The 22,918-nt window shown below is 67.0% G+C and carries 24 protein-coding genes; 9 read left to right on the forward strand and 15 right to left on the reverse strand.

All coding sequences use genetic code 11. The annotated features are described in order from the left end of the window. Positions 1 to 163: 163 nt before the first annotated feature. Positions 164 to 2,683, forward strand: coding sequence for an excinuclease ABC subunit UvrA (gene uvrA / locus MUK71_RS07160; RefSeq protein WP_423723457.1), 2,520 nt, complete (start codon positions 164 to 166; stop codon positions 2,681 to 2,683). On the opposite strand, the gene MUK71_RS07165 is transcribed toward uvrA, so the two are convergent. Continuing rightward, on the reverse strand, positions 2,680 to 3,081 hold the full coding sequence (locus MUK71_RS07165) for a ClpX C4-type zinc finger protein (protein WP_227902176.1): 402 nt from the start codon (positions 3,079 to 3,081) through the stop codon (positions 2,680 to 2,682). The genes uvrA and MUK71_RS07165 overlap by 4 nt on opposite strands. 114 nt (positions 3,082 to 3,195) lie before the next feature. Here MUK71_RS07165 and MUK71_RS07170 point away from each other — a divergent pair, with 114 nt between their 5' ends. Further along, a complete protein-coding gene (locus MUK71_RS07170) occupies positions 3,196 to 4,587 on the forward strand; it encodes an MFS transporter (protein ID WP_227927992.1) in 1,392 nt (463 codons plus the stop codon). Positions 4,588 to 4,608: 21 nt separating this feature from the next. Here the strand turns inward: MUK71_RS07170 and MUK71_RS07175 are convergent, their stop codons facing one another. Continuing rightward, positions 4,609 to 5,118, reverse strand: a complete 510-nt coding sequence (locus tag MUK71_RS07175; protein WP_227927991.1) for a PGPGW domain-containing protein — start codon at positions 5,116 to 5,118, stop codon at positions 4,609 to 4,611. A gap of 124 nt (positions 5,119 to 5,242) precedes the next feature. Here MUK71_RS07175 and MUK71_RS07180 point away from each other — a divergent pair, with 124 nt between their 5' ends. The 3 genes from MUK71_RS07180 to MUK71_RS07190 all read left to right on the forward strand — a co-directional run bounded on the left by MUK71_RS07180 (position 5,243) and on the right by MUK71_RS07190 (position 6,825). Next, the gene (locus tag MUK71_RS07180; RefSeq protein WP_227927990.1) at positions 5,243 to 5,704 is read left to right on the forward strand and encodes an SAM-dependent methyltransferase; all 462 of its coding nucleotides are present in this window, start codon (positions 5,243 to 5,245) and stop codon (positions 5,702 to 5,704) included. Positions 5,705 to 5,791: 87 nt separating this feature from the next. After that, the gene (locus MUK71_RS07185; RefSeq protein WP_227928085.1) at positions 5,792 to 6,304 is read left to right on the forward strand and encodes a GNAT family N-acetyltransferase; all 513 of its coding nucleotides are present in this window, start codon (positions 5,792 to 5,794) and stop codon (positions 6,302 to 6,304) included. Further along, complete coding sequence (locus MUK71_RS07190; protein WP_227927989.1) at positions 6,301 to 6,825, forward strand: GNAT family N-acetyltransferase; 525 nt, start codon at positions 6,301 to 6,303, stop codon at positions 6,823 to 6,825. Before MUK71_RS07185 ends, MUK71_RS07190 begins: the two co-directional genes overlap by 4 nt. Positions 6,826 to 6,961: 136 nt before the next feature. Here MUK71_RS07190 and MUK71_RS07195 read toward each other — a convergent pair whose 3' ends face one another. Beyond that, positions 6,962 to 8,791, reverse strand: a complete 1,830-nt coding sequence (locus MUK71_RS07195) for an immune inhibitor A domain-containing protein (RefSeq protein WP_227927988.1) — start codon at positions 8,789 to 8,791, stop codon at positions 6,962 to 6,964. Positions 8,792 to 8,984: 193 nt separating this feature from the next. Here MUK71_RS07195 and MUK71_RS07200 point away from each other — a divergent pair, with 193 nt between their 5' ends. Together MUK71_RS07200 and MUK71_RS07205 are read left to right on the forward strand one after the other, a co-directional pair. After that, entirely contained in the window at positions 8,985 to 9,620 is a 636-nt protein-coding gene (locus tag MUK71_RS07200) for a hypothetical protein (RefSeq protein WP_227902170.1), read from the forward strand. Between the two features lie 119 nt (positions 9,621 to 9,739). Continuing rightward, positions 9,740 to 10,012 carry a GlsB/YeaQ/YmgE family stress response membrane protein gene (locus MUK71_RS07205; protein WP_227902169.1) on the forward strand — a complete coding sequence of 91 codons (273 nt, stop codon included), beginning with the start codon at positions 9,740 to 9,742 and terminating at the stop codon, positions 10,010 to 10,012. Between the two features lie 140 nt (positions 10,013 to 10,152). On the opposite strand, the gene MUK71_RS07210 is transcribed toward MUK71_RS07205, so the two are convergent. Further along, the gene (locus MUK71_RS07210; RefSeq protein WP_227927987.1) at positions 10,153 to 10,410 is read right to left on the reverse strand and encodes a hypothetical protein; all 258 of its coding nucleotides are present in this window, start codon (positions 10,408 to 10,410) and stop codon (positions 10,153 to 10,155) included. A gap of 145 nt (positions 10,411 to 10,555) precedes the next feature. On the opposite strand from MUK71_RS07210, the gene MUK71_RS07215 reads away from it, so the two are divergent. After that, positions 10,556 to 11,056 carry a DinB family protein gene (locus MUK71_RS07215; RefSeq protein ID WP_227927986.1) on the forward strand — a complete coding sequence of 167 codons (501 nt, stop codon included), beginning with the start codon at positions 10,556 to 10,558 and terminating at the stop codon, positions 11,054 to 11,056. On the opposite strand, the gene MUK71_RS07220 is transcribed toward MUK71_RS07215, so the two are convergent. The 8 genes from MUK71_RS07220 to MUK71_RS07255 form a co-directional block, all read right to left on the reverse strand. After that, positions 11,053 to 11,607, reverse strand: coding sequence for a GNAT family N-acetyltransferase (locus MUK71_RS07220; protein ID WP_227927985.1), 555 nt, complete (start codon positions 11,605 to 11,607; stop codon positions 11,053 to 11,055). The genes MUK71_RS07215 and MUK71_RS07220 overlap by 4 nt on opposite strands. A gap of 56 nt (positions 11,608 to 11,663) precedes the next feature. Beyond that, on the reverse strand, positions 11,664 to 12,089 hold the full coding sequence (locus MUK71_RS07225; protein ID WP_227927984.1) for an SRPBCC domain-containing protein: 426 nt from the start codon (positions 12,087 to 12,089) through the stop codon (positions 11,664 to 11,666). A gap of 247 nt (positions 12,090 to 12,336) precedes the next feature. Next, positions 12,337 to 13,668, reverse strand: a complete 1,332-nt coding sequence (locus MUK71_RS07230) for an HRDC domain-containing protein (RefSeq protein WP_227927983.1) — start codon at positions 13,666 to 13,668, stop codon at positions 12,337 to 12,339. A 51-nt stretch (positions 13,669 to 13,719) separates the two neighbouring features. Next, positions 13,720 to 14,343, reverse strand: coding sequence for a DUF3000 domain-containing protein (locus MUK71_RS07235; RefSeq protein WP_227928084.1), 624 nt, complete (start codon positions 14,341 to 14,343; stop codon positions 13,720 to 13,722). Between the two features lie 123 nt (positions 14,344 to 14,466). Beyond that, positions 14,467 to 15,549 (reverse strand): threonine aldolase family protein, encoded by a 1,083-nt coding sequence (locus MUK71_RS07240; protein ID WP_227927982.1) that lies wholly within the window; start codon positions 15,547 to 15,549, stop codon positions 14,467 to 14,469. Positions 15,550 to 15,594: 45 nt separating this feature from the next. After that, entirely contained in the window at positions 15,595 to 16,362 is a 768-nt protein-coding gene (locus MUK71_RS07245) for an SDR family oxidoreductase (protein WP_227927981.1), read from the reverse strand. Beyond that, complete coding sequence (locus tag MUK71_RS07250; protein ID WP_227927980.1) at positions 16,359 to 17,789, reverse strand: DUF6421 family protein; 1,431 nt, start codon at positions 17,787 to 17,789, stop codon at positions 16,359 to 16,361. Before MUK71_RS07250 ends, MUK71_RS07245 begins: the two co-directional genes overlap by 4 nt. 181 nt (positions 17,790 to 17,970) lie before the next feature. Then, a complete protein-coding gene (locus MUK71_RS07255; protein ID WP_227927979.1) occupies positions 17,971 to 19,599 on the reverse strand; it encodes a peptide chain release factor 3 in 1,629 nt (542 codons plus the stop codon). 285 nt (positions 19,600 to 19,884) lie between these two features. Here MUK71_RS07255 and MUK71_RS07260 point away from each other — a divergent pair, with 285 nt between their 5' ends. Beyond that, positions 19,885 to 21,051 (forward strand): acetyl-CoA C-acetyltransferase, encoded by a 1,167-nt coding sequence (locus MUK71_RS07260; RefSeq protein WP_227927978.1) that lies wholly within the window; start codon positions 19,885 to 19,887, stop codon positions 21,049 to 21,051. Positions 21,052 to 21,058: 7 nt separating this feature from the next. On the opposite strand, the gene MUK71_RS07265 is transcribed toward MUK71_RS07260, so the two are convergent. The 3 genes from MUK71_RS07265 to MUK71_RS07275 form a co-directional block, all read right to left on the reverse strand. Continuing rightward, the gene (locus tag MUK71_RS07265; RefSeq protein WP_227927977.1) at positions 21,059 to 21,412 is read right to left on the reverse strand and encodes a Rossmann-fold NAD(P)-binding domain-containing protein; all 354 of its coding nucleotides are present in this window, start codon (positions 21,410 to 21,412) and stop codon (positions 21,059 to 21,061) included. After that, positions 21,409 to 21,834, reverse strand: coding sequence for a DUF2809 domain-containing protein (locus MUK71_RS07270; RefSeq protein ID WP_227927976.1), 426 nt, complete (start codon positions 21,832 to 21,834; stop codon positions 21,409 to 21,411). Before MUK71_RS07270 ends, MUK71_RS07265 begins: the two co-directional genes overlap by 4 nt. Positions 21,835 to 22,318: 484 nt before the next feature. Further along, positions 22,319 to 22,918, reverse strand: a complete 600-nt coding sequence (locus MUK71_RS07275) for a V-type ATP synthase subunit D (protein WP_227927975.1) — start codon at positions 22,916 to 22,918, stop codon at positions 22,319 to 22,321.

A 22,918-nucleotide genomic window follows, 5' to 3' on the forward strand; every position in this document is an offset into this window, starting at 1 on the left:
CGCGGAATTCACCCGGTCCAGGTGAGGCGTCAGTCCGGAGTCCAAAGCCTGGAAGTCCCGCCCAAGGCTGCCGCCGCAGGCCCGGTAACCGACGTTGACGCTCTTGGCTGAAAGCATGCTTAGCGTTTAGTCCCCTGCCTCGGTCCTCGCTAACCTGAGAATGATGAGCAGCGTGAAATCCAACCCAGTACAGGCATCCACCCGCAACGGCATGGTCAGCGTCCGCGGAGCGCAGGAGAACAACCTGCGCAACGTCGACGTCGACGTTCCGCGTGACGCGATCGTCGCTTTTACGGGGGTGTCGGGATCCGGGAAATCCTCCCTCGCGTTCGGCACCATTTACGCCGAAGCCCAGCGGCGCTACTTCGAATCAGTGGCGCCGTACGCGCGCCGGCTGCTCTCCCAGGGGCACAACCCCAAGGTCGAGGAAATCACCGGGCTGCCCCCGGCCGTTGCCCTGCAGCAGCGCCGCGGCGCACCCAGTTCCCGCTCCACCGTGGGCACCCTGACGACGCTCTCAAACTCCATGCGTATGCTCTTCTCCCGCGGCGGCACCTACCCGGCGGACGCGGAACCGGGCAGCCTTGACTCGGATGCCTTCTCCCCGAACACCGCCGCCGGGGCCTGCCGGGAATGCTCCGGGTTGGGCATTGCCCATACCGTGACCGAGGATTCCCTGGTACCGGATCCGTCACTGACCATCCGTGAGGGTGCCATTGCCGCCTGGCCCGGGGCATGGCAGGGCAAGAACCTGCGTGACATCCTCATCCAGCTGGGCTACGACGTCGACGTGCCGTGGAAAAAGCTGCCGAAAAAGGATCGCGACTGGATCCTGTTCACCGACGAACAGCCTGTGGTCATGATTACCCCGCAGCGGGACCGCGTGGCCAAACCGTACAAGGGCCGCTTCTGGAGCGCCAAAAGCTACGTGATGCATACCCTGGCTGATTCCGGCAGTGCACAGATGCGCGAGCGGGTCCTGGCCTACATGGTTTCCGGACCGTGCCCGGTCTGCGGCGGCGCGGGCCTGCGCCCCGAAGCGCTCGCCGTTACCTTCGCCGGCCGGAACATCGCCGAGCTGAACGGTGCAACGCTGGCCGAACTGGCCGAGATCATCCGGCCGACGGCGGAGCTGAAGTCCGCCGGCACGGCCTCCCGTGCGGCTGCCTCCAATGAAGACACCGAAGTGGCCGTGACCATTACCAGGGACCTGCTGGGCCGGCTGGAAATACTGACCGGCCTGGGCCTGGGCTACCTTAGCCTCTCCCGCGCCACCCCCACCCTGTCGCCCGGGGAGATGCAGCGCCTGCGGATTGCCACCCAGCTGCGCTCCGGGCTTTTCGGCGTCATTTATGTCCTGGACGAACCGTCCGCGGGCCTGCACCCGGCGGACGCGGAACCGCTGCTCACCGTCCTCCAGGAACTGAAGGACGCGGGTAACTCGGTGTTCGTCGTTGAACACAACATGGACGTAGTGCGCAGCGCGGAGTGGATTGTCGACGTCGGCCCGCAGGCCGGCGACGGCGGCGGAACGGTCCTGTACAGCGGACCCGTGGAAGGGCTGGCCAAGGTCAGGGACAGCGCCACGCGCCCGTTCCTGTTCGGCGAAGCCCGGGACGTCCGGCCGCCCCGCCGGGTCCCCGAGCAATGGCTGAGCCTGAAAGGCATTACCCGGCACAACCTGCGCGAGCTGGATGCGGAAATCCCCCTGGGGGTGCTGACGGCGGTGACCGGTGTCTCCGGCTCGGGTAAGTCCACCCTGGTCAGCCAGGTGCTGGCCGAAACGGTGGGCAGCAAGGTCAACGGTGCCGCGCCGGAGCCCGCTGACGGTGAGGAAGCCGAGGACAACGATCCCGGCGCCAAGGTCCGCGGCATCGCCGGCCTGGAGCACCTGGACCGGCTGGTCCGGGTGGACCAGCGGCCCATCGGCCGCACGCCGCGCTCCAACCTCGCCACCTATACCGGCCTGTTCGACGCGGTACGGAAGCTTTACGCCTCAACGGATGAGGCACGGGCCCGGGGGTACACCGCAGGGCGGTTCTCCTTCAACGTGGCCGGCGGCCGCTGCGAGACCTGTCAGGGTGAAGGCTTCCTCGCCGTCGAGCTGCTGTTCCTTCCCGGCACCTACGGGCCGTGTCCGGTCTGCCACGGCGCCCGCTACAACGAGGAAACCCTGGAAGTCACCTACCGGGGCAAGTCCATCGCTGATGTGCTGGGCATGCGGGTGGAATCCGCCGCCGAGTTCCTCGCCGATGTGCCCGCAGCCGCCCGCAGCCTGCGTACCCTGCTCGACGTCGGCCTGGGCTACCTGCGCCTGGGTCAGCCGGCCACGGAGCTCTCCGGCGGCGAGGCACAGCGCATCAAACTGGCTACCGAGCTGCAGCGCGCCCGGCGCGGACACACTCTCTACCTGTTGGATGAGCCCACTACCGGGCTGCATCCGCAGGACGTACAGCTGCTGCTGGCCCAGCTGAACCGGCTCGTGGATGCAGGCAACACCGTGGTGGTGGTGGAGCACTCCATGAATGTGGTGGCCTCAGCCGACTGGGTGATCGACATGGGCCCGTCCGGCGGCGAGGAAGGCGGCCGGATCATTTGTGCCGGCACCGCTGCGGACGTGGCCGGCTGCGATGCGAGCCGGACAGCCCCGTACCTTGCCGCGGCGCTGAAGACGCTGGGTTAGGCTCCCGGCCCGCTCCGGAAGCGTTCCCAGGCGGACTGCCGCGACATGCCCAGGGCAGTGCCGATGGCGGCCCAGCTGATGTTGCGCTCCCGGGCCACCGCCACCCAGCGCTGAAGGTGCTGCTCGACCTGGTCCCGGGCCTCGGCGACCCGGGGCAGGCGTATGAGCAGTTCCTCGTTGTTCAGCGCCTCCCAGGGTGTTCCGGGCAGCGGGTCCGACGCCGAGGTGTGGTGCGCGTCCAGCATCCGCAGCGCCTTGGCTGCACAGTCACGGCAGACAGCGGCAGTGGGTGCTGCCGCCAGCACGCCGGTCTCCTCGCGGCCGCGCAGGCAGAATGAACACATAAACGGCTGGTGCAAAGGCTCGGCGTGGCCCGCTGCGGGCTGCTCGGGAGGCATGCGGCCATCCTATCCAGCCCGATAGCCGGTCGCGTACCTCTTGTGGTGTCAGGTAATACCTGACAGGATGTCCGCAGTTTCGGGAAGTCCCCGGACAGTGCGGGGGGATCTCTGATGGCGGCCAAGGACATTACCGGCACGGCCGGGCCGGAGGGCACGCAGCGCAGCGCAGCCGTGGCCCAGCAGAAGAGCAGCCGCGGGCTCGGTTTCCTGCTGGCCACTGCCGCGGCCGAGGGGTTCGGGGACGCTGTCAGCCGTGCAGTGCTTCCCATCCTGGCCGTGTCGGTGCTGGGTCTGGGGGCCGGGTTCGTCGGGGTTCTCAACGCGATCGGGATTGCAGCGTTTGTGCTCCTCGGCGTACAGGTGGGCGCTGCGGTGGACCGGCGGGGGCAGCCGCACAGCGCCATGGGCGCCGCCTCGCTGCTGCGGTGCCTGGCACTTCTGGGTCTCGCAGCCGCAGCTGTCGGCGGATGGCTCTCACCCACGATGCTCGCCGCGGCAGCCGTTCTCGTCGGCGTGGCCGACGTCGTGTTCACCACTGCCCAGACCGTGCTCATTCCCGCCGTCGCCGGCAGGCGGGGCCTGAAGCATGCATACTCACGCCTGGCCATCACCGGACAGACGGCGTCGGCCACAGCGGCCGCAGCGGCAGGGGCGTTCCTGGCGCTGCTCGGCATGCCGCTGCTGCTCGCGGCAGCGGCAGTTGCCTACGCCGCCTCACGGCTGTTCCAGCTTGGCCTGCCCAGGAGCGTGCGCAGCGGCGCGCTTGGCACAGAGCGTCAACCTGCCACAAAGCGTGAACCCGGCGCAGAGCGTGAACCCGGCGCAGACAGGCAACCCGGCAACAGCGGGCTCGCCGGCACGGGCGCAGACGGCCATCAGCCTCAGGTGAGGCCGCGGCGGGCCGGCAGGGAAGGTTTTGCCATCCTCCGGAAGTCACCAGCCCTGCGGGCACTGACCCTCAGCGCCTGCCTGACCAACGCGGCGGCCATGGTCGGTAACACGATCCTGCCTGTCTACGTGCTGCGGGATCTTTCCCTGCCGCCAGCTGCGTACGCCGTGCTTGGCGCGTTTGGTGCGCTGGGGGCGGTCCTGGGTGCTGCTGCGGCGCCGTCCATCAGCAGCAGGCTGGGGTTGCGGGTTTCGCGTGCGGGTGCGGCGGTGCTTTCCGTCCCTGCCATCCTGCTGGCCGTGGCCTGCACCAGGCTCCCCGGCCCGGAACTGGTGTGGCTCGGCCTGGAGTTCCTGCTCTGGGCCTTTCTGGTGGCCGTTGCCGGAGTAGCCGGGTCGGAGGTCCTGCCCGGAACAGTGCCGCCTGACCGCCTGGCCACCGTCGGTGCGGCACAGCGGACGCTGACACTTGGCGTTATGCCCGTCGCCGCCCTCGCAGCCGGTCTGCTTGGGGCAACTGCCGGAACACCGCCCGTCTTCTGGCTGTGGGTCCTGCTGGCGGCAGCAGCTGCCGTGCCCATTGTGGGTACACGTTCCCTCGACCGTTTCCGCTGACCCGCGTTGCCGCTGCTGCGGCTACTCTGCCGGGGGAGTGGAGGGATCTGCGGTATCCGGGGGAGGTGCCTGCCGTGAGGCCCGTGGGCCACCGTTCGGGCGGAAACGGATGTAACTGTAAACAATGAGTGCCAGCCCGATACATCCCGAGGCGATCAGGGTTCCGCCGGTGACCCAGCCACCGGGCAGCCACCAGGAATCCCGGAACTGCCACCATTGCGGCACCTGCCGCCAGAGCCCCCAGACCACGCCTGCGGCCATCACCGCAAAGGCAGCGCACACAGACCCGGCGATCCGGGGCCAGGTCTGCACGCCCTGCGCCGCAGCACGGAAGGCATGAATGCGCACCGGGTGCAGCCACCGGTGTGCCCACGCATAACGCAGTGACAAAACGGCCAGGCCGGCCACGATCATCAGCAGGCCCGGCCCGGGGAGCACCAATGCGGCCAGTCCCAGGACAACAAGGGTCCAGCCGGCCACCTCAATACCGGTGCGGCGCAGCCAGGCCGGGATCCGTTCCGTGCGCGTCATCCACCAAGCTTTGCATACAGCCGGACCTTGATGCAGGCCCGCCGGGACCCGTCACCGATTCCGCAGGCTCCCGTACCGGGTGCCAGAATGCTGCCTAAGAACCGGCGGACGGGAAGGCAAAACAATGGAATTGCTTATGGAGGCCATAGGGGCGGTGTCATCCAGCCGGAGCGAGGTGCTCGACGACGACTGGGACAGCGAGAACGCAGTCATCTCGCTGGACCCGGCCCGGTTCACGAAGGAAGCGCTGTGGGGGCTGGCGGAGTTCAGCCATGCAGAAATCCTGTTCGTCTTCGACCAGGTCCCCGAGAGCAAGATTGAGCGCGGTGCCCGGCGGCCGCGCGGCAACACAGACTGGCCGCTGGTGGGCATTTTCGCCCAGCGCGGGAAGAACCGGCCAAACCGGATCGGAAGCACCGTTGTGCGGATCGAATCAGTGGACGGGCTGTCCATGAAGGTTTCCGGACTGGATGCCGTCGACGGCACGCCGGTGTTGGACATCAAGCCCTTTATGGCTGAATTCGGTCCGCGCGGCGCGGTGATCCAGCCCCGGTGGGCCACGGAGCTTATGCGCGGCTACTGGTAGCCTTCCGGGGAACCGGGCCCGCATGGGTTAGGTTGGGGCGTGCTTACTGAACCGCTTTCCGCGACCACGCTGCTGCACGGCATCCGGATGGAGGTCATGGACGCATCCCACGCCGATGCGCTCGCAGCGGGCTACCGGCGCAACCGCACCTATCTTGCCCCGTGGGAGCCGTTACGCGAGGAATCCTTTTACAGCTCCGACGGGCAGAAGGCCGTGATTGAGGCAAAACTCTTGCTGTTCCGGGCCGGTACGGAAGTGCCCTGGGTTCTGGCTGCAGGGGAGCGCATCATCGGTACTGTCACGCTGGCCGGTATTGTCCGTGGTCCGTTCCAGTCCGCGAATCTGGGCTACTGGATAGACGGAGAATACGCCGGGCGGGGGATCGGAACTGCGGCCGTTGCCGCGGTCCTGGAGGCAGCCCGGGAACGCCTGGGCCTGCACCGCGTCCAGGCGGCGACGCTGCCGCACAACGTCCCGTCGCAGCGGATTCTGGAACGGCTGGACTTTGAACGTATCGGTCTGGCTCCGCGGTACCTGAGGATCGCCGGCCAATGGCAGGATCACGTGCTTTTCCAGCGGATCCTGCAGGGTCCGCTGTGAACGGGGTACCGCGGGCCGAACTGATCGCCACGGAACGCCTGAGGCTGGAACCGCTGTCCGTGCACCATGCCCGGGAAATGGTTCCGGTGCTGGCGGGCACTGCCATCTACCGGCATATCGGGGGTACAGCACCCACCGCGCAGGAATTGGCTGCCCGGTACGCTGGCCAATCGGTCGGGGCGTCACCGGACGGCAGGGAGGCATGGCTGAACTGGATCATCCGGGAGCAGGGCGCCGCCGTCGGCTTTGTGCAGGCTACCGTCGCCGTTGGCGCACCGTGCCCGACGGCGTACGTGGCGTGGGTGGTAGGCGAGGACTTCCAAGGCCGCGGCATTGCCACGGAAGCGGCCCGGGCCCTGCTCGGCTGGCTGCTGCCCCGTACCGGAGGACCGGTTGCTGCTTATATCGCTCCTGGGAATCTGGCCTCCACCGGCGTCGCACGGAAACTGGGGCTGGCGGGCAGCGGTCAGCTGGACGAGGACGGCGAGGAGCTCTGGCGCAGCGCCACGCCGGCTGGGTAGCCCGGGCGTGCCGGTGTAACAGTGCCGGTGTAACAGCGCCGGTGTGGCCCCGCCGGTGTAGCAGTGCCGGCGCAGCAGAAGGGCGGGGATCGGAGCGTCCTGCTCCGATCCCCGCCCTTTGGGGGTCGAAAAGCTGCTACTTGACCTTGACGGTCATCATGCCCTTCGGATTGCTCTGGATAACCTCAATGGTGGTTCCGGTGCCGGCCACTACTACGCTGCCCTGCGGGTTTGCCGGGTCGTAGTACGCATTCGGGTTGCTGTCGTTGAAGACGGCGATGCCGGGTTTGGAAGGCACATTGAGCGTTGTCATCCCGGCAGCCGTTTCGCGGTGCAGGAGAATCGGATCGGTGGCTTCCTTGCTGAACGTCGCATCAAAGCTCTGGATGCGGTTCCGTGCCAGTGCGCCGTCAGTCCAGCGCAGGGCCTGCGGGCGGGCATCCACGGGAAGGACCAGGCCGGCGCCGGGATGCTGGCTGGTGTTGTTGTTGCGCTGCCCTGCGTTCCAGTACGTCACCAGCAGTCCGTTCTGGTAGGGGAAGTGTTCCACCTTGTCCGGTGCGCTGACGGCCCAGCCGAAGTTGTACGGGCCGGTCTGGAGGGTGGCATCGTAGCCGGCGTATTGCCGGTTCTCGGCAATGTAATACCTGCCGTTGCCGTTGGCGTCCTTGGGGAGGGTCACCACTACGGCCTGCTGCTTTTTGGTGGCGTGGTAGGACGGGCCAAGCATGTGCGTGGACTTTACGCCCGCCGTTGCCACGTCATAGTCCAGCCAGCCCATCTGCAGCTTTTCCCAGGCGCCCATGTGGTTGGGTGTGGTGCCGATGGAGTCTTCGCCGCGGCCCAGCCAGGAGCCGGAACTCATCAGGGTCCAGAAACCGGTTCCGTTGTCTCCGCCTGCCGTGTCGTACAGGTCCGGCAGGCCCAGGTCGTGACCGTATTCGTGGGCAAAGACACCGAGTCCGCCGTTCTCCGGTTCGGTGGTGTAGTCGCGGATCCAGACCTTGGAATCGCCAATCCGGATACCGCCAAACGGGTTGCTGGCCGGGCCCTCGATTCCGCGTCCGGCCTGGCCCACGGACCAGCGGTGCGACCAGATGGCCGACGACGCAGCACCGGCTTCCTCGCCCTCGCCGGAATGGATGGCCTGGAAGTGGTCGATGTACCCGTCCGGCTCGTCGAAGTTGCCGTTGTTGTTGTAGTCATAACGGTCCCACTGGTCGAAACCGGCAAGGTAGGCGTCGATATCCGCGGCACTCTTACCGGCGGCGATCTGCCCGTCGTACCAGGCGTCGGCCGCGTCCTGTACGAACCGGGTCATATCCGTCTGGGATTCCGTTTCGCCGTAGCTGGCCGAATTATAAGGGACGGTTACCCAGTCGCTCACGTCGCCGTCGACCGTGTAGCGGCCGCTGGACATTTCCTCATAGAGGGTCTTCAACGATTCGCCCTGCGGGTTAAAGAACATATCCATGTAATGTTCCCGGTCAAACTCGGGGAGCCAGTATGTGGAGTTGTCCATGCTGCGGTTGGGTGCGGGGATCCGGTTATGTTCCGGACCCGGAGCGGAGCCGGGGAAGCGGGGATCCACCTGGTCCCCGAACTCAATCAGGAAGGACAGGATCTGGTCGCTGTCCTCCAGCCCGTATTCTGCCCACTGGCCGGGAGCCACCTGGACAGCCTTGGAGCCGCCGCGGTTCTGGACCGGGGCTTCGCCGCGCACTACCTTCTCCACCGCCTGCTGGTTCAGCGTCCGGCGCTCATCAGCGGCGGCGTCGGGGCGGTCGTCGGTTTTCGCGGTGCTGCCGTTGGCCCCGGGGGCGCCGGAAGCGCCGTTGCTCCCGCCGCCCGGGGGCTGGGGGGACGGGGCGGCGACGGCGGACACGGCCACCACCGGCGAGAGCAGAAGGGCGCTGCTGAAAGCCAGCACGGCAGCCTTCCGCGCAACGTTGTTTATTGAACTCAATTGTTCCCCTTAGAAAGTGCGTGGTGCGTAAGTGAGGTGGAATCAAGCTACTGGAGCGCCGGTTCCCGGAAGGACCGTAAATCGGATAGGAAATGAATTGGCATCAAAGTGGCACGGGTTTATACGCAGCCTCTTCCAAAAACGCTTCCTAAGCAGTAAAAGGTCTTCCTAACGTGCGGCTACACTGCGGTTGATGACACACGCTGGGGAACGCATGGGGGAGAACACCGCGGACGGCACGGGCAAAGGAACTGCACTGCCTGAACCCGAATACCGGATTGATCCGCGAACCCTGCGGGAAATACCACTGGATCCCGGCAGCGCCGAGGCGTGGCTGGCAACGACGGCGGGTGATGGACGCCCCGCGTCCGCCCGGATCGCCTGGCTGCGGATCCTGGGACGGCTTCCCGAAGCCGAAGCGGCCGCCCGGGAAGCACTCAATGCCGTAACCCCTGCGTTCCTGCATGCCGGCGCCCTGCATTCCGGCGCCCGTATCGGTGCCGGCATGCTGTCCGCAGGAGTCCGCCCGGCCATCCGCCTGGCCCAAGTGCTGCAGTGGAAAGGGCAGCTCAGCGACGCCCTGCGCCTGCTGGCGGCCGTGGACCGGTTCCTGGCCGCGCCCGGCCACGGGAAGCCCGGTGACGCGCTGGTCAGCCGGGCGTTCCTGCACCAGCATCGCGGCAAGGTACTCCTGGACGCTGGACATCCCGTCTGGGCACTAACTGAGTTCCGGCGGGCGCTGCATCTTCGCATTGCTGCGGGAGCGCCCGGGGACCAACTGCAATCGGCCGAGATGGCTGTCAGTGAGGCCCTGAGACGCCTGAAATAGACAGCAGGCTTAGGAGACTGGCGGCTTCCAGTCTAGGATTGAAGGCAGAATAGCTCTCCGGAAGCCTGGACAACCGCTTGGACTTCCGTTGTGTACACCGTTACGAAGGGATCAGGATCATGATCGGATTCATCATCGCAGGGCTAATCATCGGAGCGCTGGCGCGGCTGATCAAGCCCGGCAAGCAGAACCTGGGTATCCTGGCAACCCTGCTGCTCGGCCTGGCAGGTTCCGTCATCGGTGGCGTGATCGCCAATCTGCTGGGTACGGGTGACATTTTTGAACTCAATGTCTTCGGCTTCATCATCGCAGTTGTTGCAGCTGTACTGCTCGTGGGGACCGCTGAAGCTATTGCCGGCCGGAACAAGGGCAACTCCCAGATCCGCCGGTAAACCCGGCCGCACCCCGGGGGACAAACCCCGGAGACCTCAGCCCCAAAAACAAGCCGTCCCGGCTCCACCGCATCATGCTGTGGGGCCGGGACGGTTTTTTATCTGACGTTTCTTTCCAAGTGTGTGCGCCGGCGGCCGGATCAGGCAGGCAGCGATTCCGGAGCCGGGTAACCGCCAGCGGCTTCGGCCGGGGCAGTGCCGGGAGTGATGTCTGCGGGGCGCATGCTGCGCTCCTCAAGCTCAGCGGAGAGGGAGAGATAGAAGCCGAAGAGGCCCTCGATGAGCGGCCCTTCTTCCAACTGGTTGAACGCCTGGTCACACAGTGCTTCGAGGCTGCTGGTGTTCATGGCGGCGAAATCGGGAAACAGGTCGACGTGGGTGATCGGGGCATGGGTCATAAAGTGTCCTCACAAAAGAACCAATGGTCCACGTCTTAAACCACAGAGGTTTCCACCGTATCGGGTTCCCCGGTTCCTGTAAATGCCGGTCAAAGGGCACGGCGCGTATCCGGCTCCGGCCGGCATTCGGCGCTAGATTGAGGGCATGCAAACCGATAACCGGGTCGACCCGCCCGAGACAGCCGGGGAACTCGAGACCCTGACCGGATTCCTGGACTACTTTCGGGACACCGTGGTGATGAAGGCCTCCGGGCTGACCGACGCGCAGGGCGCAAAGCAGCTGCTGCCCTCCATCACCACCGTCTCCGGGCTGGTCCGCCATCTTGCCGACGTGGAACGTTTTTGGTTTCAGGGGCGAATCGACGGACAGCCGGACGTACGCACCAGATGGTCCGATGAAGATCCGGACGGCGAATTCCGGGTCAGCGACGAGGACAGCCTGGCCGGCATTATCGCCGACTACGAATCGGCCTGTGCCGGGTCACGAGCCGTGCTGTTGAACTATGCCCTGGAGGACCGCTGCCGCGGCGGCGAAGGCCGGCAGACAGTCCGCTGGGTACTGGTCCACATGATCGAGGAAACCGGCCGGCACTGCGGCCATCTGGACATCCTGCGCGAGTTGCTGGACGGCTCCACCGGAGACTAGCCGGCGGTGATCCCGCTCCGCGGACCGCCTCCGCGGGACCGCGTCCAGAAGAGCATCTCGACCGGGTGCCTGCGCTGGGACTGGCGTTCGGTACGGATGGGGCGGAATCCCGCCCGGCGGGCCACGGCTTCACTTTGGACGTTGCCCACGATGGTCCGCAGGACAACGGTCGGGAAGCCTCCCGCCAGCGCCCAGTCACTAAGTCCCCGGGCCGCTGCCGTGGCGGCTCCGCGCCCCCGCCCGGCCGGCAACAGCGCATACATGATTTCGGGGGTATCGTGCACAGTGCTGGAAATGCCTGCAGTACCGAGCACCTGGTCGCCGTCGCAGAGGGCGTAGCGTGCCAGCAGGTTCTCCCGGCGGGCTGCCGCTGCCCGCTCCACCCGCCGTCGGGCGTTATCTGCGCTGAGGTATGCGGGAAACAAAGTCCAGCGGATGACGTCCTCGTCCCGGGACAGCTCCTGCTCCAGGTGCCAGTCTGACGCCGTGAGGATCCGAAGCGTGAATCGCCCCAGTTGGAGTGAGTCCGGCGTCGCCGTAATTAGGGGCATCCGCCATTATTGCGCCGTCCTCAGCGGCTCCCCAACCCCTCACCGGTTCAGCGGTGTCACGCCACCGGAAATGATTCCAGCATGGCCTTCAACCCGGCATAAATCCCCGGGGTGTCGTGGTCAACCGAGATGGCCGACGCCCCGTAGAGCCCGGTGATTCGGACGGTGAGTTCGCAGCCTTCTCCGGCATGTTCCAAGGTGTATTCCAGGACACCCGGGGACTCGGTGGCCACTGTACCGTTCCACTGCGGATTGAAGGTCAGGGCCAGCCGGACCGGTTGCTCCACCGCCAGAACGGTGCCACTGATCAGGTCCTCACCGTCGTAGGCCATGGTGTACGTGCTGCCCTCCGACAAGGGTCCGGAGAGCGTTGAGTCCCACATCCAGGGGCGGGGAACCCCGGTTGCAGTGAGCTCTGCCCACACCCGCTCGGATGGACAGGCAATGAGGGTCCGGTAAAGAGTCTCCGATATGTTGCCCATGGCCTGCCTCCTGTGCCGGTGCCGCGCGTCTACAGCATGTCTGCGGCGACGATAAACCAGGCAGCACCTGGACCGCTATCCCGAGGTGCTGCCTGTGGATAGCACTCAGTTCCCTCTGCTGGGCGGATCCACCGGATGCAGTTCGGTACGGACGGCGTCCAAGTACCGCACCGGCGCAACCAATTAGATGACCGCGACGCCGATCCCGGCAAGCGCTGCCCGCCTAGTCAACGGATAGGCTGCCGGCTTACCGCTGCCGTGCGGAAGTACGGGCTCCGGCCGCGGATTTCTCCTCGGACGGCTTCTCCACCAGGGGATCAGGGTCCAGGAAGGCGACGGTCAGTACCGCAGCGGTCTCCCGGATCTGCCACTCCCTGGCACCCAGCCCGCGCAGCGCGGCGCTGATGGTGTCCAGGTTGATCTCCGCCGGCGGACGCCAGGCCAGCCGGCGCAGGTGATCCGGGGTAAGCAGGTTTTCCAGCGGCAGATTCAGTTTTTCCGCCAGTGCGGTCAGCCGCGGCTTGGCGGTCTGCAGCCGGGCAGCGGCCGCCGGGTCGTTTTTCGCCCAGACGCGCGGGGGTGGCGGGGCGTGGGTAGGGATGTGCAGCGGGGGAAGGTCGGTGGTGGAGCGGGCAGCGGAAATGCAGCGCAGCCAGCGCGGGGCTTCCTTCTGCGCTGCACGGCCGTGGAATCCCGGGGTCTTCAGCAGCTGGGGGACCGTGGCGGGCATGGCGCGGGCGGCGGCCACAATAGCCGAGTCCGGTATCAGCCGGCCCGGCGCGGTGTCGCGCAGTTCGGCCAGGTGTTCGCGCTCGGTCCACAGTTCGCGGACGGCGGCGAGCTGGCGGCGGTCCCGGAGCTGGTGCATGCCGGAGGTGCGGCGCCAGGGATCGACCCGGGGCGGGGCCGGCGGAGCGGTGCGGATGGCTTCAAACTCTTCCTCGGCCAGTTCGAGCTTGCCTGCCTCGTCCAGCACACGGATCAGTTCCACCCGCAGCTCTGCGAGGACTTCGACGTCGAGCGCCGCGTAACGCAGCCACGGCTCGGGCAGGGGCCGGGTGGACCAGTCAGCAGCGGAGTGCTCCTTGGCCAGGGAGAAGCCCAGAAGGGTTTCGATCACTGCGGCCAGGCCCACACGGGGCAGTCCGGCCAGCCGGGCGGCAAGTTCGGTGTCGAAGAGCTTGTCCGGCCACATGCCCAGCGCAGACAGGCAGGGCAGGTCTTGGGTGGCGGCGTGCAGTATCCACTCCACCCCGCTCAGGGCCTCGTTGATAATCCGCAGGTCCCCGAAGGCTTCGGGGTCGATCAGCCAGGTTCCGGCGCCTTCACGGCGGATCTGGACGAGAAAGGCGCGCTGTCCGTAGCGGAACCCGGAAGCCCGTTCGGCATCCACACCGGCGGGGCCGGTGCCGGCGGCCAGGGCTGCCGCAGCCCGTTCCAATCCGCGGGGAGAGTCGATGACCAGCGGCACACCGTCCCGGGGGGTTTCAAGTACCGGAAGCGGCTCCGGCGGTTCCCCGGCCTCGGCTGGTGCGGAGCTGGACGGGTCTGCGGCCTTGCCGGATATATGCGCGGTCATAAGGATTCCATTCTACCGACGAAGCCGGGGGCAGCGGACAGGACGGCGGCCCTAGCTGCGCCGGCGGCCCGGAAGGGGAGTGACGCCGTCGGGCAGCGGGGGCAGCCCGGCGAAGGTGCAAACCATGTCCGACCACGCTTCCAGATGGGACTGCACATCGGCACCAGCCGGCGTCCAGGACGCCCGCAGCTCAATATCGATCGAGTCGTCCCTGCCCTCGAGGGTGCCGTAGCTTTCCGAAAGCACCCGGGTGGCTGTGCCGCCGGCCAGTGAATAGGGCGCTCCGTGTTCCTCCAGCGCTTCCACCAGCCAGGTCCAGGCCACCGAGCCCAGCAGCTGGTCATTGCCCATGTCCGGCTCCAGTTCGGCGCGGATGTAGGTCACAATCCGGAAGGTTCCGTTCCAGACGGGTGAGCCGGCCGGATCATGGAGCAGGATGAACCGCCCCGTGGCCAGCTCCAGCTGTTCGGGGATCTGCAGGGCGGCCGGGCCATGCAGGCTGGTGGGCCCGGCGGGACCCGGCGCCAGCACCTCTGCGCCCAGCGAAACAGCGTACGGGGCCAGGCGCGTGGGGGCGGGGATTTCCTCGAGTTTCAGTTCCGCCCGGCAGGTGGCCCGGCGCAGCGCGCCGAGGGCCGTCAGGAAATCCGGGGGCACCTGGGAAAGGTCACCTATTGCACTCACCTCCGCAGACTATGGCCTGCGGAACATTGCCGCCGACGCAGGCTCGCCGGTGTGGCCGTTTCGTTACCTGCCGTCCGCGGCGCAAATGCGGACGGACGGCAGGCTGAAGCGGATTTAGTGCGTGCCCAGCGGTGCCGGATCGGCGGCAACTTCACGGGCGATGGCTTCGGCAAAGGCATCGATATCGTCCTCGGAAGTATCGAAGGTGCACATCCAGCGCACCTCGCCGGTGGACTGGTCCCAGTCATAGAACCGGAAGTCGCTGCGCAGCCGGTCGGCGACGCCGGCGGGCAGCTTGGCGAACACGGCATTGGACTGCGTGGCCTGGGTGATCTCCACGCCGTCGATCTTCTCCACCGCGGCACGCAGGCGCTGCGCCATGGCGTTGGCGTGCGACGCCGAGCGGTGCCACAGATCCGTGCCGTACAGGGTGACGAACTGGGCGGAGATGAAGCGCATCTTAGAGGCCAGCTGCATGTTCATCTTGCGCAGGTAGTCCAGGCCCGGGGAGGCCTCCGGGTCGAAGGTGATGATGCATTCGCCGTACATCATGCCGTTCTTGGTGCCGCCCAGGGACAGGATGTCCACACCGGCGTCGGCCGTCATTTCCTTGAAGGAGACCCCAAGGCTGGCTGCGGCGTTGCCCAGGCGGGCGCCGTCCATGTGCAGCTTCATGCCGCGGGCGTGGATGTGCTCGGCAATGGCGGTGATTTCCTCCACGGTGTAGAGGGTGCCAAGCTCGGTGGACTGGGTGATGGACACGGCCAGCGGCTGGGCGCGGTGCTCATCGCCCCAGCCCCAGGCCTCGCGGTCGATCAGTTCGGGGGTGAGCTTGCCGTCATCGGTGGGGATGCCCAGCAGCTTCATCCCGCCGATGCGTTCGGGGGCGCCGTTTTCATCCACGTTGATGTGCGCCGTCGTCGGGCAGATCACCGCGCCCCAGCGGGGCAGCAGGGACTGCAGCGCGGTCACGTTGGCGCCGGTGCCGTTGAAGACGGGGAAGGCACGGATGCGGCTGCCGAACTGGTCCGTCATGACCTCGCGGAGTTTGGCCGTGTAGACGTCTTCGCCGTAGGCCACCTGGTGGCCCTGGTTGGCGGCAGTCAGTGCTGCCAGGATTTCCGGATGGACACCGGAGTAGTTGTCGGAGGCGAAGGCCCGGATGGTGGTGTCGTGCAGGGGGAGAATGTCAGTCACGGTTCCTAGTATCTCTTACGTTGGTGTTGCGCAGGTTACTTTTTCCTAGCCGGTGAGGTAGATCCGCTGTCCGTTGATGTCGCCGGCTTCCTGACCAAAGAGCCGGACGACGGCGCCGGCCAGGTCTGCGACGTCGGTGGCGCCTTTGAAGGTCCGTTCCGGGGAGGACCGCCGCTGCCCGTCATCCACCAGCGATTTCACCACAAACACCACGGCGGCGGAACGCTGGGGTTCGGGGTTTTCCCTGCGCCCCGACTGGGCCCGCCGGAACCCGGCGGCAATGGCCCGCACCCAGGCATCCGCTGCTGCCTTGGCCGCGGCATAGCCGGCACCGCCGGCGGTGGGGGTGTCCACCGCGGTGGCTGACACGATGGCCAGCCGGCCGTTCGGGGAAGCGGCCAGCTGGTCATAAAAGCTGCGGCTGACGTTGCGCAGGGTGCCCAGGATGTTCGTTTCCAGGAAATCCCAGTCCTCCTCGGACTGCGTGGTGATCCCCGCGCCGGCACGCCAGCCGCCCACCAGGTGGATCAGGCCGTCGATCCCGCCGTAGCTCTCCTGCATGTCCGAGGCCAGGGCCGCGACCTCCCCGGCGTCGGCGAGGTCGCAGGTGCGCAGATCGGCGTTGTTGAGCCCGAACAGCGTGTTTTCCAGCCGGGCCGCGTCGCGGCCAACGGCCACCACCTTGGCACCGGCGGCGTCGAGCGCCTGGCACACCGCGGTGCCGGAGGCACTCCCGGCACCGGCCACGAGGACGGTCAGGCCCTTCGCGGACGCGGTGTCCCGGCCTGGCGCGGTGCCCCGTTCGGAGCTCATGCGGTGTGCTCTCCTGCGGGTGCGCCGGACGGGGTGGCCGTGGCTCCGGTGATCCCGGAGGTGGACTCGATAACCGGAGCCATTTTCTTGGACAGGGCCTCATAGAACATGGACAGCGGGAACTCGTCATCGAGCACCTGGTCGGTGAGGCCGCGCGGCGGTCCGTCCAGCGGCAGCGCCTGCGGACCCTGTGCCCAGACGGACGCCGGGTGCGGCGTCAGGGTTGCCGACACCAGGTCGTAGGCCGCGAGCCAGTGCGCGGTCTTGGGGCGGTCGATGGAACGCCAGTAGAGTTCCTCGATCCGGGCGCCAAGCCGGACAACGACGTCGGCGGCATCTTCCCAGTCGATGCTCAGTTTGCCGTCGGTCCAGTGCAGTACATGGTTCTGGTGCATCCAGGCGAAGAGCAGCTGGCCGCCGAGGCCGTCATAGTTGCGCACCCGGCTGCCGGTGATGGCGAAGCGGAAGATGCGGTCGAAGATCACTGCGTACTGGACCAGGCGGGCGTGCCGGCGGGTCTCCGCGGGTGCCTCCTCGTCGCGCTGGATTTTTACCGCTTCACGGAACGCGGTCAGGTCGCAGCGCAGTTCCTCCAGCGAGTACAGGAAGTAGGGCATGCGCTGCTTGATCATGAACGGGTCAAAGGGAAGGTCGCCGCGCATGTGGGTGCGGTCGTGGATGAGGTCCCACATGATGAAGGTTTCCTCGGTCAGCTTCTGGTCCTCCAGAAGTTCCGCGGCTTCGGCCGGCAGCTGCAGGGAGGTGATGTCCGCTGCCGCGGCAAGGACGCGGCGGAAACGGGCGGCTTCCCGGTCCGCGAAGATGGCGCCCCAGGTGAAGGACGGGGTTTCCCGCACTGCTACGGTTTCCGGGAACAGGACAGCGGAATTGGTGTCATAGCCCGGGGTGAAGTCCAGGAACCGAATCGGGACGAAGAGTCCGTTGGAGTACTCACCGGCCTCGAGTTCGGCCACGAACTCCGGCCAGATGACCTCGATCAGCACAGCCTCCACGAGGCGGTTGGAGCTGCCGTTCTGCGTGTACATGGGAAAGACCACCAGGTGCGCCAGGCCGTCAACACGCTCGCGCTGCGGCTGGAAGGCCATCAGCGAGTCCAGGAAATCCGGCTCGGTCTCCAGGCCGGCAGCAACCCAGCGTTCGAAGTCGGCGACAACGAGGCGGAGGTACTCCTCATCATGCGGGAAGGCGGGGGCCAGGGCGGTGATGGCTGCGCAGATGGTGCCGATCAGCTCCACGGCCCGGTCATGGTGCGGGGCGTCCACGGAACCGTTTTTGTTCTGCAGCGGCTGCAGATCGGTGGCAGCCTGTTTCAGGGTCAGCCAGGCGTCGGTTCCGGCGGGGGCGGTGCCCGCCGGAACTGCGTCGATGTCGGGGCGGTTGAGCGCGGAAAATGCTGGGGAGGACATGGCTGTGACCTTCCGGGGGAGGGGCCGTCCCGTGGGGGTGGGGTGGCAGCTGGACTGATTAGCCGCCAGCATACTCACGTATTCCTAACGCTTACCGAAGAACAGCCCACACGTAAGTACCTCTTATGCTCGTGTGGTGCCCGTCACGCCAAAGCTTTAGTACCTCTTCGCCTGCAGACGGCTAGTAGCCGCGGCTGTTCGGGGATTCGGTGCCGATGACGGTCAGCGAAACCTCGGGGTGGTTCTTCTCCACCCGGCGCAGCGCCCATACGTCATTGAAAACGGCCACGTACGCGCCGTCGGTCCGCTCCAGCACCTCGGCGCCGTGCACGTTGGAGAGAATCTCCGCAGCATCGGGCGTGGTGAGCCGGGCCAGTGAGTAGGAAAGCTGCTCGTAGCGCATGGGGGCGTTGAAGTCCTGCGTCATGCGGTCCTCCACCACCTCGAACTGCATGGGGCCGACGGCGGCAAGCACCGGCGCCTGGTCGCCGCGGCGGTCCGAGCGCAGCACCTGGATGATGCCCTCGTGCTCGAGCTGGTCGATGCCCCGGCGGAACTGCTTGTAACGGCTGGGATCCTGGGAACGGGCCACGCGGAAGTGCTCGGGGGAGAAGAACGGGATGGGCGGGTATTCCACCGGTTCCTCCACGTACAGGCTGTCGCCCACCCGCAGTGCGGAGGCGTTGACCAGCCCGACGACGTCGCCCGGGTAGGCCTGGTCGATCACTTCGCGTTCGCGGCCAAAGAGGTGCTGGGCGTACTTGGTGGCGAAGGTCTTGCCGGTGTTGGAATGCGTGACCACCATGCCGCGCTCGAAGATGCCGGAGCAGACCCGGATGAAAGCCACGTGGTCACGGTGCGCGCGGTTCATGCCGGCCTGGACCTTGAAGACGAACCCGGAGAAGGGTGCGTCCACGGGGCGAAGTCCGCCGTCCTTGTCCTCGCGGGCGGAGGCCGAGGGGGCCAGGTCCACCAGGGTGTCCAGGATCTGCTTGACGCCGAAGTTCAGGGCAGCCGAGGAGAAGAGGATGGGGGTGGCCTTGGCGTTCAGGAAAGCGTCACGGTCGAAGTCGCGGCCGTCGATGACCAGTTCGGCCTCGTCCAGCGAATCGGTCCACACATCGCCTTCACGCTCGAGCGCCTGTTCCGGGGTGAAGTGTTCTTCCTTGGCCAGGGAGGCACCGGAGTTCTGCCGTTCAAAGTGGACGTATTCGTCCTTCTGCAGGTCCCAGACACCGCGGAAATCGCCGGCGATGCCCACGGCCCAGGTCAGGGGCATGGGGGCCAGGCCGGTGCGTTCGGTGATTTCATCCATCAGGGCCAGCGGATCCAGTCCGGGGCGGTCCCACTTGTTGATCACGGTGATGATGGGCAGGTTCCGGGCGCGGCAGACTTCGAACAGCTTCATGGTCTGGGTTTCCAGGCCCTTGGCGGCGTCCACGAGCATTACGGCGCAGTCCACGGCGGCGAGGACGCGGTAGGTGTCCTCGGAGAAGTCGGCGTGGCCGGGGGTGTCCAGCAGGTTGATCACGGTGTCGCGGTAGGCGAACTGCAGGGCCGTGGAGCTGATGGAGATGCCGCGGTCCTTTTCCATCTGCATCCAGTCGGAGACCGTCTCGCGGCGGTTTTCCTTGCCGTTGGTGGCGCCGGCGGTGCCGATCACCCGGGCGTGCAGGGCCAGCGCCTCGGTGAGCGTGGACTTACCGGCGTCGGGGTGCGAGATGACGGCAAAGGTGCGCCGCCGGGCGGACTCCCGAACGATCTCTTTGGTGGCGGTGGCGCTGACGGTGGTGGAAACCTGTTGTGACACTCCGCTGCTTTCAGACTCTGTGGGTTGGAACTGCTGGGGGACTGCATGTTGTCCGCGCCCGGCAGCCGGCTGCTCAGAACACAGCTTTCTCATTCTACCTGCTGGCTTCCTGCCGCCCGGACAGGGCAGGGATCCTGCCCGGCGGCTGTCCCACACGGACACCGGTGCGCTGGGCCGCGGAGGCATACCGGTGGTCGGGTGCCCGAACCCGCGGTATCGCCTACTGTGGTGCTCAGCACACACCTGGCAACCATCTGCCTTACAACGACGAAAGGCCCTCCCATCATGGCTGAAGCGTTCATTATCGACGCCGTCCGCACACCCGTTGGCAAGCGCAAGGGGGGACTGAGCAGCATCCACCCCGCTGATCTTGCCGCCCATGTCATCGCCGAGACGGTCCGCCGCAGCGGCGTCGATTCCGAGGAATATGACGAGGTGATCCTCGGCGCCATTGACCAGGTCGGTCCTCAGGCCATGGATATTGCCCGCACCTCCTGGCTGGCTGCCGGCCTGTCGGAGCGTGTTCCCGGGACCACCGTGGAGCGGCAGTGCGGCTCCGGCCAGCAGGCGGTTTCCTATGCCGCGCAGGCCGTGATGAGCGGCACCAGCGACCTGGTGATTGCCGGCGGTGTGCAGAGCATGTCCTCCGTGCCCATCGGTTACGCGAATACCGCTGCCAGGGAGCTGGGTTTCCCGGATCCGTTTGCGGGCTCGGTTGGGTGGGAAAAGCGCTACGGCGGTCAGCAGGTTTCACAGTTCATCGGTGCGGAGATGATGGTGAAGCAGTGGGGGCTCAGCCGTGAAGAGATGGAGGACTTCGCCGTCGAGTCCCATGTCCGGGCCATCGCCGCCCAGACAGCGGGACGCTTTGACCGGGAAATCCTCCCGATGAACGGCGTGAGCGCCGATGAAGGGCCGCGGGATCCGGACCGGGCCAAGATCGCCACCCTTGCCCCGCTGGCCGAGGGCGGCTCCCTGACTGCCGCCACGTCGTCGCAGATTTCCGACGCCGCAGCGGTCCTGCTGGTCGCCTCGGAAGACGCGGTGCGGCGGTACGGGCTGAAGCCCCGAGCCCGGATCCACTCAATCTCCGCCCGCGGCGATGATCCGATCATGATGCTGAGTGCGCCCATCGAGGCCACCCGCCATGCCCTGAAGCGCACCGGCATGAGCGTGGAGGACATCGATCTGTTCGAGATCAACGAGGCCTTCGCTTCCGTGGTCCTGGCCTGGCAGCGGGAGATTGGCGTGGATATGGCCAAGGTCAACGTCAACGGCGGCGGCATTTCCCTGGGCCACCCCATCGGGGCCACCGGTGCGAGGATCATGACCACGCTGCTGCACGAACTCGAGCGGACCGGCGGACGCTTCGGGCTGCAGACCATGTGCGAGGGCGGCGGCCAGGCCAATGTCACCATCATTGAACGTCTGGACGAGGGCTTCCGGCTCTAACCGGGTTTCAGCTGTAGAGCCGGGCCGGGTCGCCGGCCAGGGCCGCCTTGACGAACCGCGCCGGGTCATCCGCGAGGACTTCGATCATGCCGGATTCCACGCCCGCGAGGCTTGCTCTCGCTACGTCGTCCGGGTGGATCATGGGCCCGTCGGCACCGGCCATCATGTCCGTGTCGGCTGCGCCGAGGTGTACCCCCTGTACCAGGATGTTCCGGCCCGCCAGCTCGACCCGCACAGCCAGCTGTTCGGCTCCTCCTTCCCGGCCACATTGGACGAAGCCGTCAATATGCAGGGCGCCCCGGCCGCCTAGGCAGCCTACCGGGGCCAGGGTGTCCTGTCCTCGTAACTTTGCGGCTGTCACTTCCCACCGGATTGCGCCCGGCGGGACAGCCCGTGCCCGGCCGTCCGCGCAATCAGCTCGTCGGCCAGGCACGCAGCCCCAGCGCCGGCCAGATATGCGGGCAGGTCCCAGGCATTGAAGGTGGTGCCCAGCACCAGCCGCAACGGCGGCCAGGATTCGCCGAGCCGGGCGGGGTACGGGGTGAGCTGGAACAACTCGATCAGCAAACACAGTGCGACGGCGGCAGCCGCCATCCTCAATCGCTTCGCCCCGGGCAGGGCAAAGGCCAGCAGCAGGTAGATCAGGGCGGCGTACAGGAAGCCCCCGGCGGCGTCGCCCGGGACTCCCGGCAGCCCTGTCCGGACGAACAGGCCCAGCATCAGGACAACGACGGCGGCGCCGGCCAGCGCGGCGCGGCGGCGGGCCGTCCGGCGGGATGGCACGCCAGGGCCTGACCTGGTGCTGCGCGGGACGGCGGGAATCCGGTTGTTCTCCGAGCGGGGCTGTGAAGTATCGATGCGGTCACTGTAGCCCGCCGGGAACCAGGCAGGATCCCGGCGGGGAGTGTCCGGGCAGTCGGGATGGGAAGCAGGCGGGAGCTCGGCTGGGAGTGTCCGGGAAGTCCGCGCAGGAGCACCGGCTCCAATCGAGAAGGCACAAATTACCGATTTTTCGGCGGATAACGGTAATTTGTGCCTTTTCGATCCCGCCAACGGTAATTTGTGCCTTCTCGATCCGGGCCGATCCGGGCCAGGCAATTGCACCTCACCTCGGACCGGGCAGCGGTACCCCGACGGCCGGGCCGGTGTCGACTCTGCACTAGTTACGGGTTTTCGGCCGCGAACGGTAAGAACTGCGGACTCGATGCCTCCCACGGGCTCCACATCTCCGCACCGTCACATCTCCCTGCCCCACATCTCCGCACCGTCACATCAGCCCGGCAGCCCAGCGCAACCGCAGGCTTTCCTCCAGCTCCTGCTCCGCTATGCGCTGCTCGATCGCCTTCAGCTGGTCCTCGAGCAGCGGAATCCACCGGTTCTCCACGGCCCGCTGCCGGGTCCGGGTAGTTGCCAGTTCCTCCGAGACCAGCAGCAGTGCCCGCTGGACGGCCGCAGCGGAGACTGCCGCCTCCAGCGCTTCCCGGTGGGCTGCGGCTGCATATGCCAGGGCCGAACTGCCCCCGGCCGGCGGCGCAGACGGGACGGTACACGTGGCTTCCTCGGGATAGGAGATGCCCATGGCCCCGCCCCACAGCACGCTGACCCGGGCGTCCTGCAGCGGGGCCGCAGCCAGCAGGCGGTCCGCGCCGTCCAGTGCCGTGGTCCGCCGCAGCCACACAGATGCTTCACGGGCCGCTGCTTCCCAGGCCAGCCGTGCGGCGTCGGCCCGCTCAGCCATCCCCTCGATGGAGCGCTGCAGGATCCGCTGCTTGCGGTCCAGCAATTCGGCCCCGCGCCGGGCGGTCGCGAGCCGTCGCTGCACCTCGGACCGTTCGGCCCGGCTGCCTCCGGAGCGGAACCCGCTCAC

Origin of the sequence: Arthrobacter zhangbolii, assembly GCF_022869865.1 — a bacterium.
Taxonomy (GTDB): Bacteria; Actinomycetota; Actinomycetes; order Actinomycetales; family Micrococcaceae; genus Arthrobacter_B; species Arthrobacter_B zhangbolii.

Bases quoted from the DNA above. Each gene is read 5' to 3' on its own strand.
- MUK71_RS07220 (WP_227927985.1), bottom strand. From the start codon at position 11,607: ATGCCCCTAATTACGGCGACGCCGGACTCACTCCAACTGGGGCGATTC.
- MUK71_RS07250 (WP_227927980.1), bottom strand. From the start codon at position 17,789: ATGTCCTCCCCAGCATTTTCCGCGCTCAACCGCCCCGACATCGACGCA.
- MUK71_RS07260 (WP_227927978.1), top strand. From the start codon at position 19,885: ATGGCTGAAGCGTTCATTATCGACGCCGTCCGCACACCCGTTGGCAAG.
- MUK71_RS07210 (WP_227927987.1), bottom strand. From the start codon at position 10,410: ATGACCCATGCCCCGATCACCCACGTCGACCTGTTTCCCGATTTCGCC.
- MUK71_RS07205 (WP_227902169.1), top strand. From the start codon at position 9,740: ATGATCGGATTCATCATCGCAGGGCTAATCATCGGAGCGCTGGCGCGG.
- MUK71_RS07180 (WP_227927990.1), top strand. From the start codon at position 5,243: ATGGAATTGCTTATGGAGGCCATAGGGGCGGTGTCATCCAGCCGGAGC.
- MUK71_RS07165 (WP_227902176.1), bottom strand. From the start codon at position 3,081: ATGCCTCCCGAGCAGCCCGCAGCGGGCCACGCCGAGCCTTTGCACCAG.
- MUK71_RS07245 (WP_227927981.1), bottom strand. From the start codon at position 16,362: ATGAGCTCCGAACGGGGCACCGCGCCAGGCCGGGACACCGCGTCCGCG.
- MUK71_RS07230 (WP_227927983.1), bottom strand. From the start codon at position 13,668: ATGACCGCGCATATATCCGGCAAGGCCGCAGACCCGTCCAGCTCCGCA.
- MUK71_RS07175 (WP_227927991.1), bottom strand. From the start codon at position 5,118: ATGACGCGCACGGAACGGATCCCGGCCTGGCTGCGCCGCACCGGTATT.
- MUK71_RS07215 (WP_227927986.1), top strand. From the start codon at position 10,556: ATGCAAACCGATAACCGGGTCGACCCGCCCGAGACAGCCGGGGAACTC.
- MUK71_RS07225 (WP_227927984.1), bottom strand. From the start codon at position 12,089: ATGGGCAACATATCGGAGACTCTTTACCGGACCCTCATTGCCTGTCCA.
- uvrA (WP_423723457.1), top strand. From the start codon at position 164: ATGAGCAGCGTGAAATCCAACCCAGTACAGGCATCCACCCGCAACGGC.
- MUK71_RS07200 (WP_227902170.1), top strand. From the start codon at position 8,985: ATGACACACGCTGGGGAACGCATGGGGGAGAACACCGCGGACGGCACG.
- MUK71_RS07185 (WP_227928085.1), top strand. From the start codon at position 5,792: ATGGAGGTCATGGACGCATCCCACGCCGATGCGCTCGCAGCGGGCTAC.
- MUK71_RS07170 (WP_227927992.1), top strand. From the start codon at position 3,196: ATGGCGGCCAAGGACATTACCGGCACGGCCGGGCCGGAGGGCACGCAG.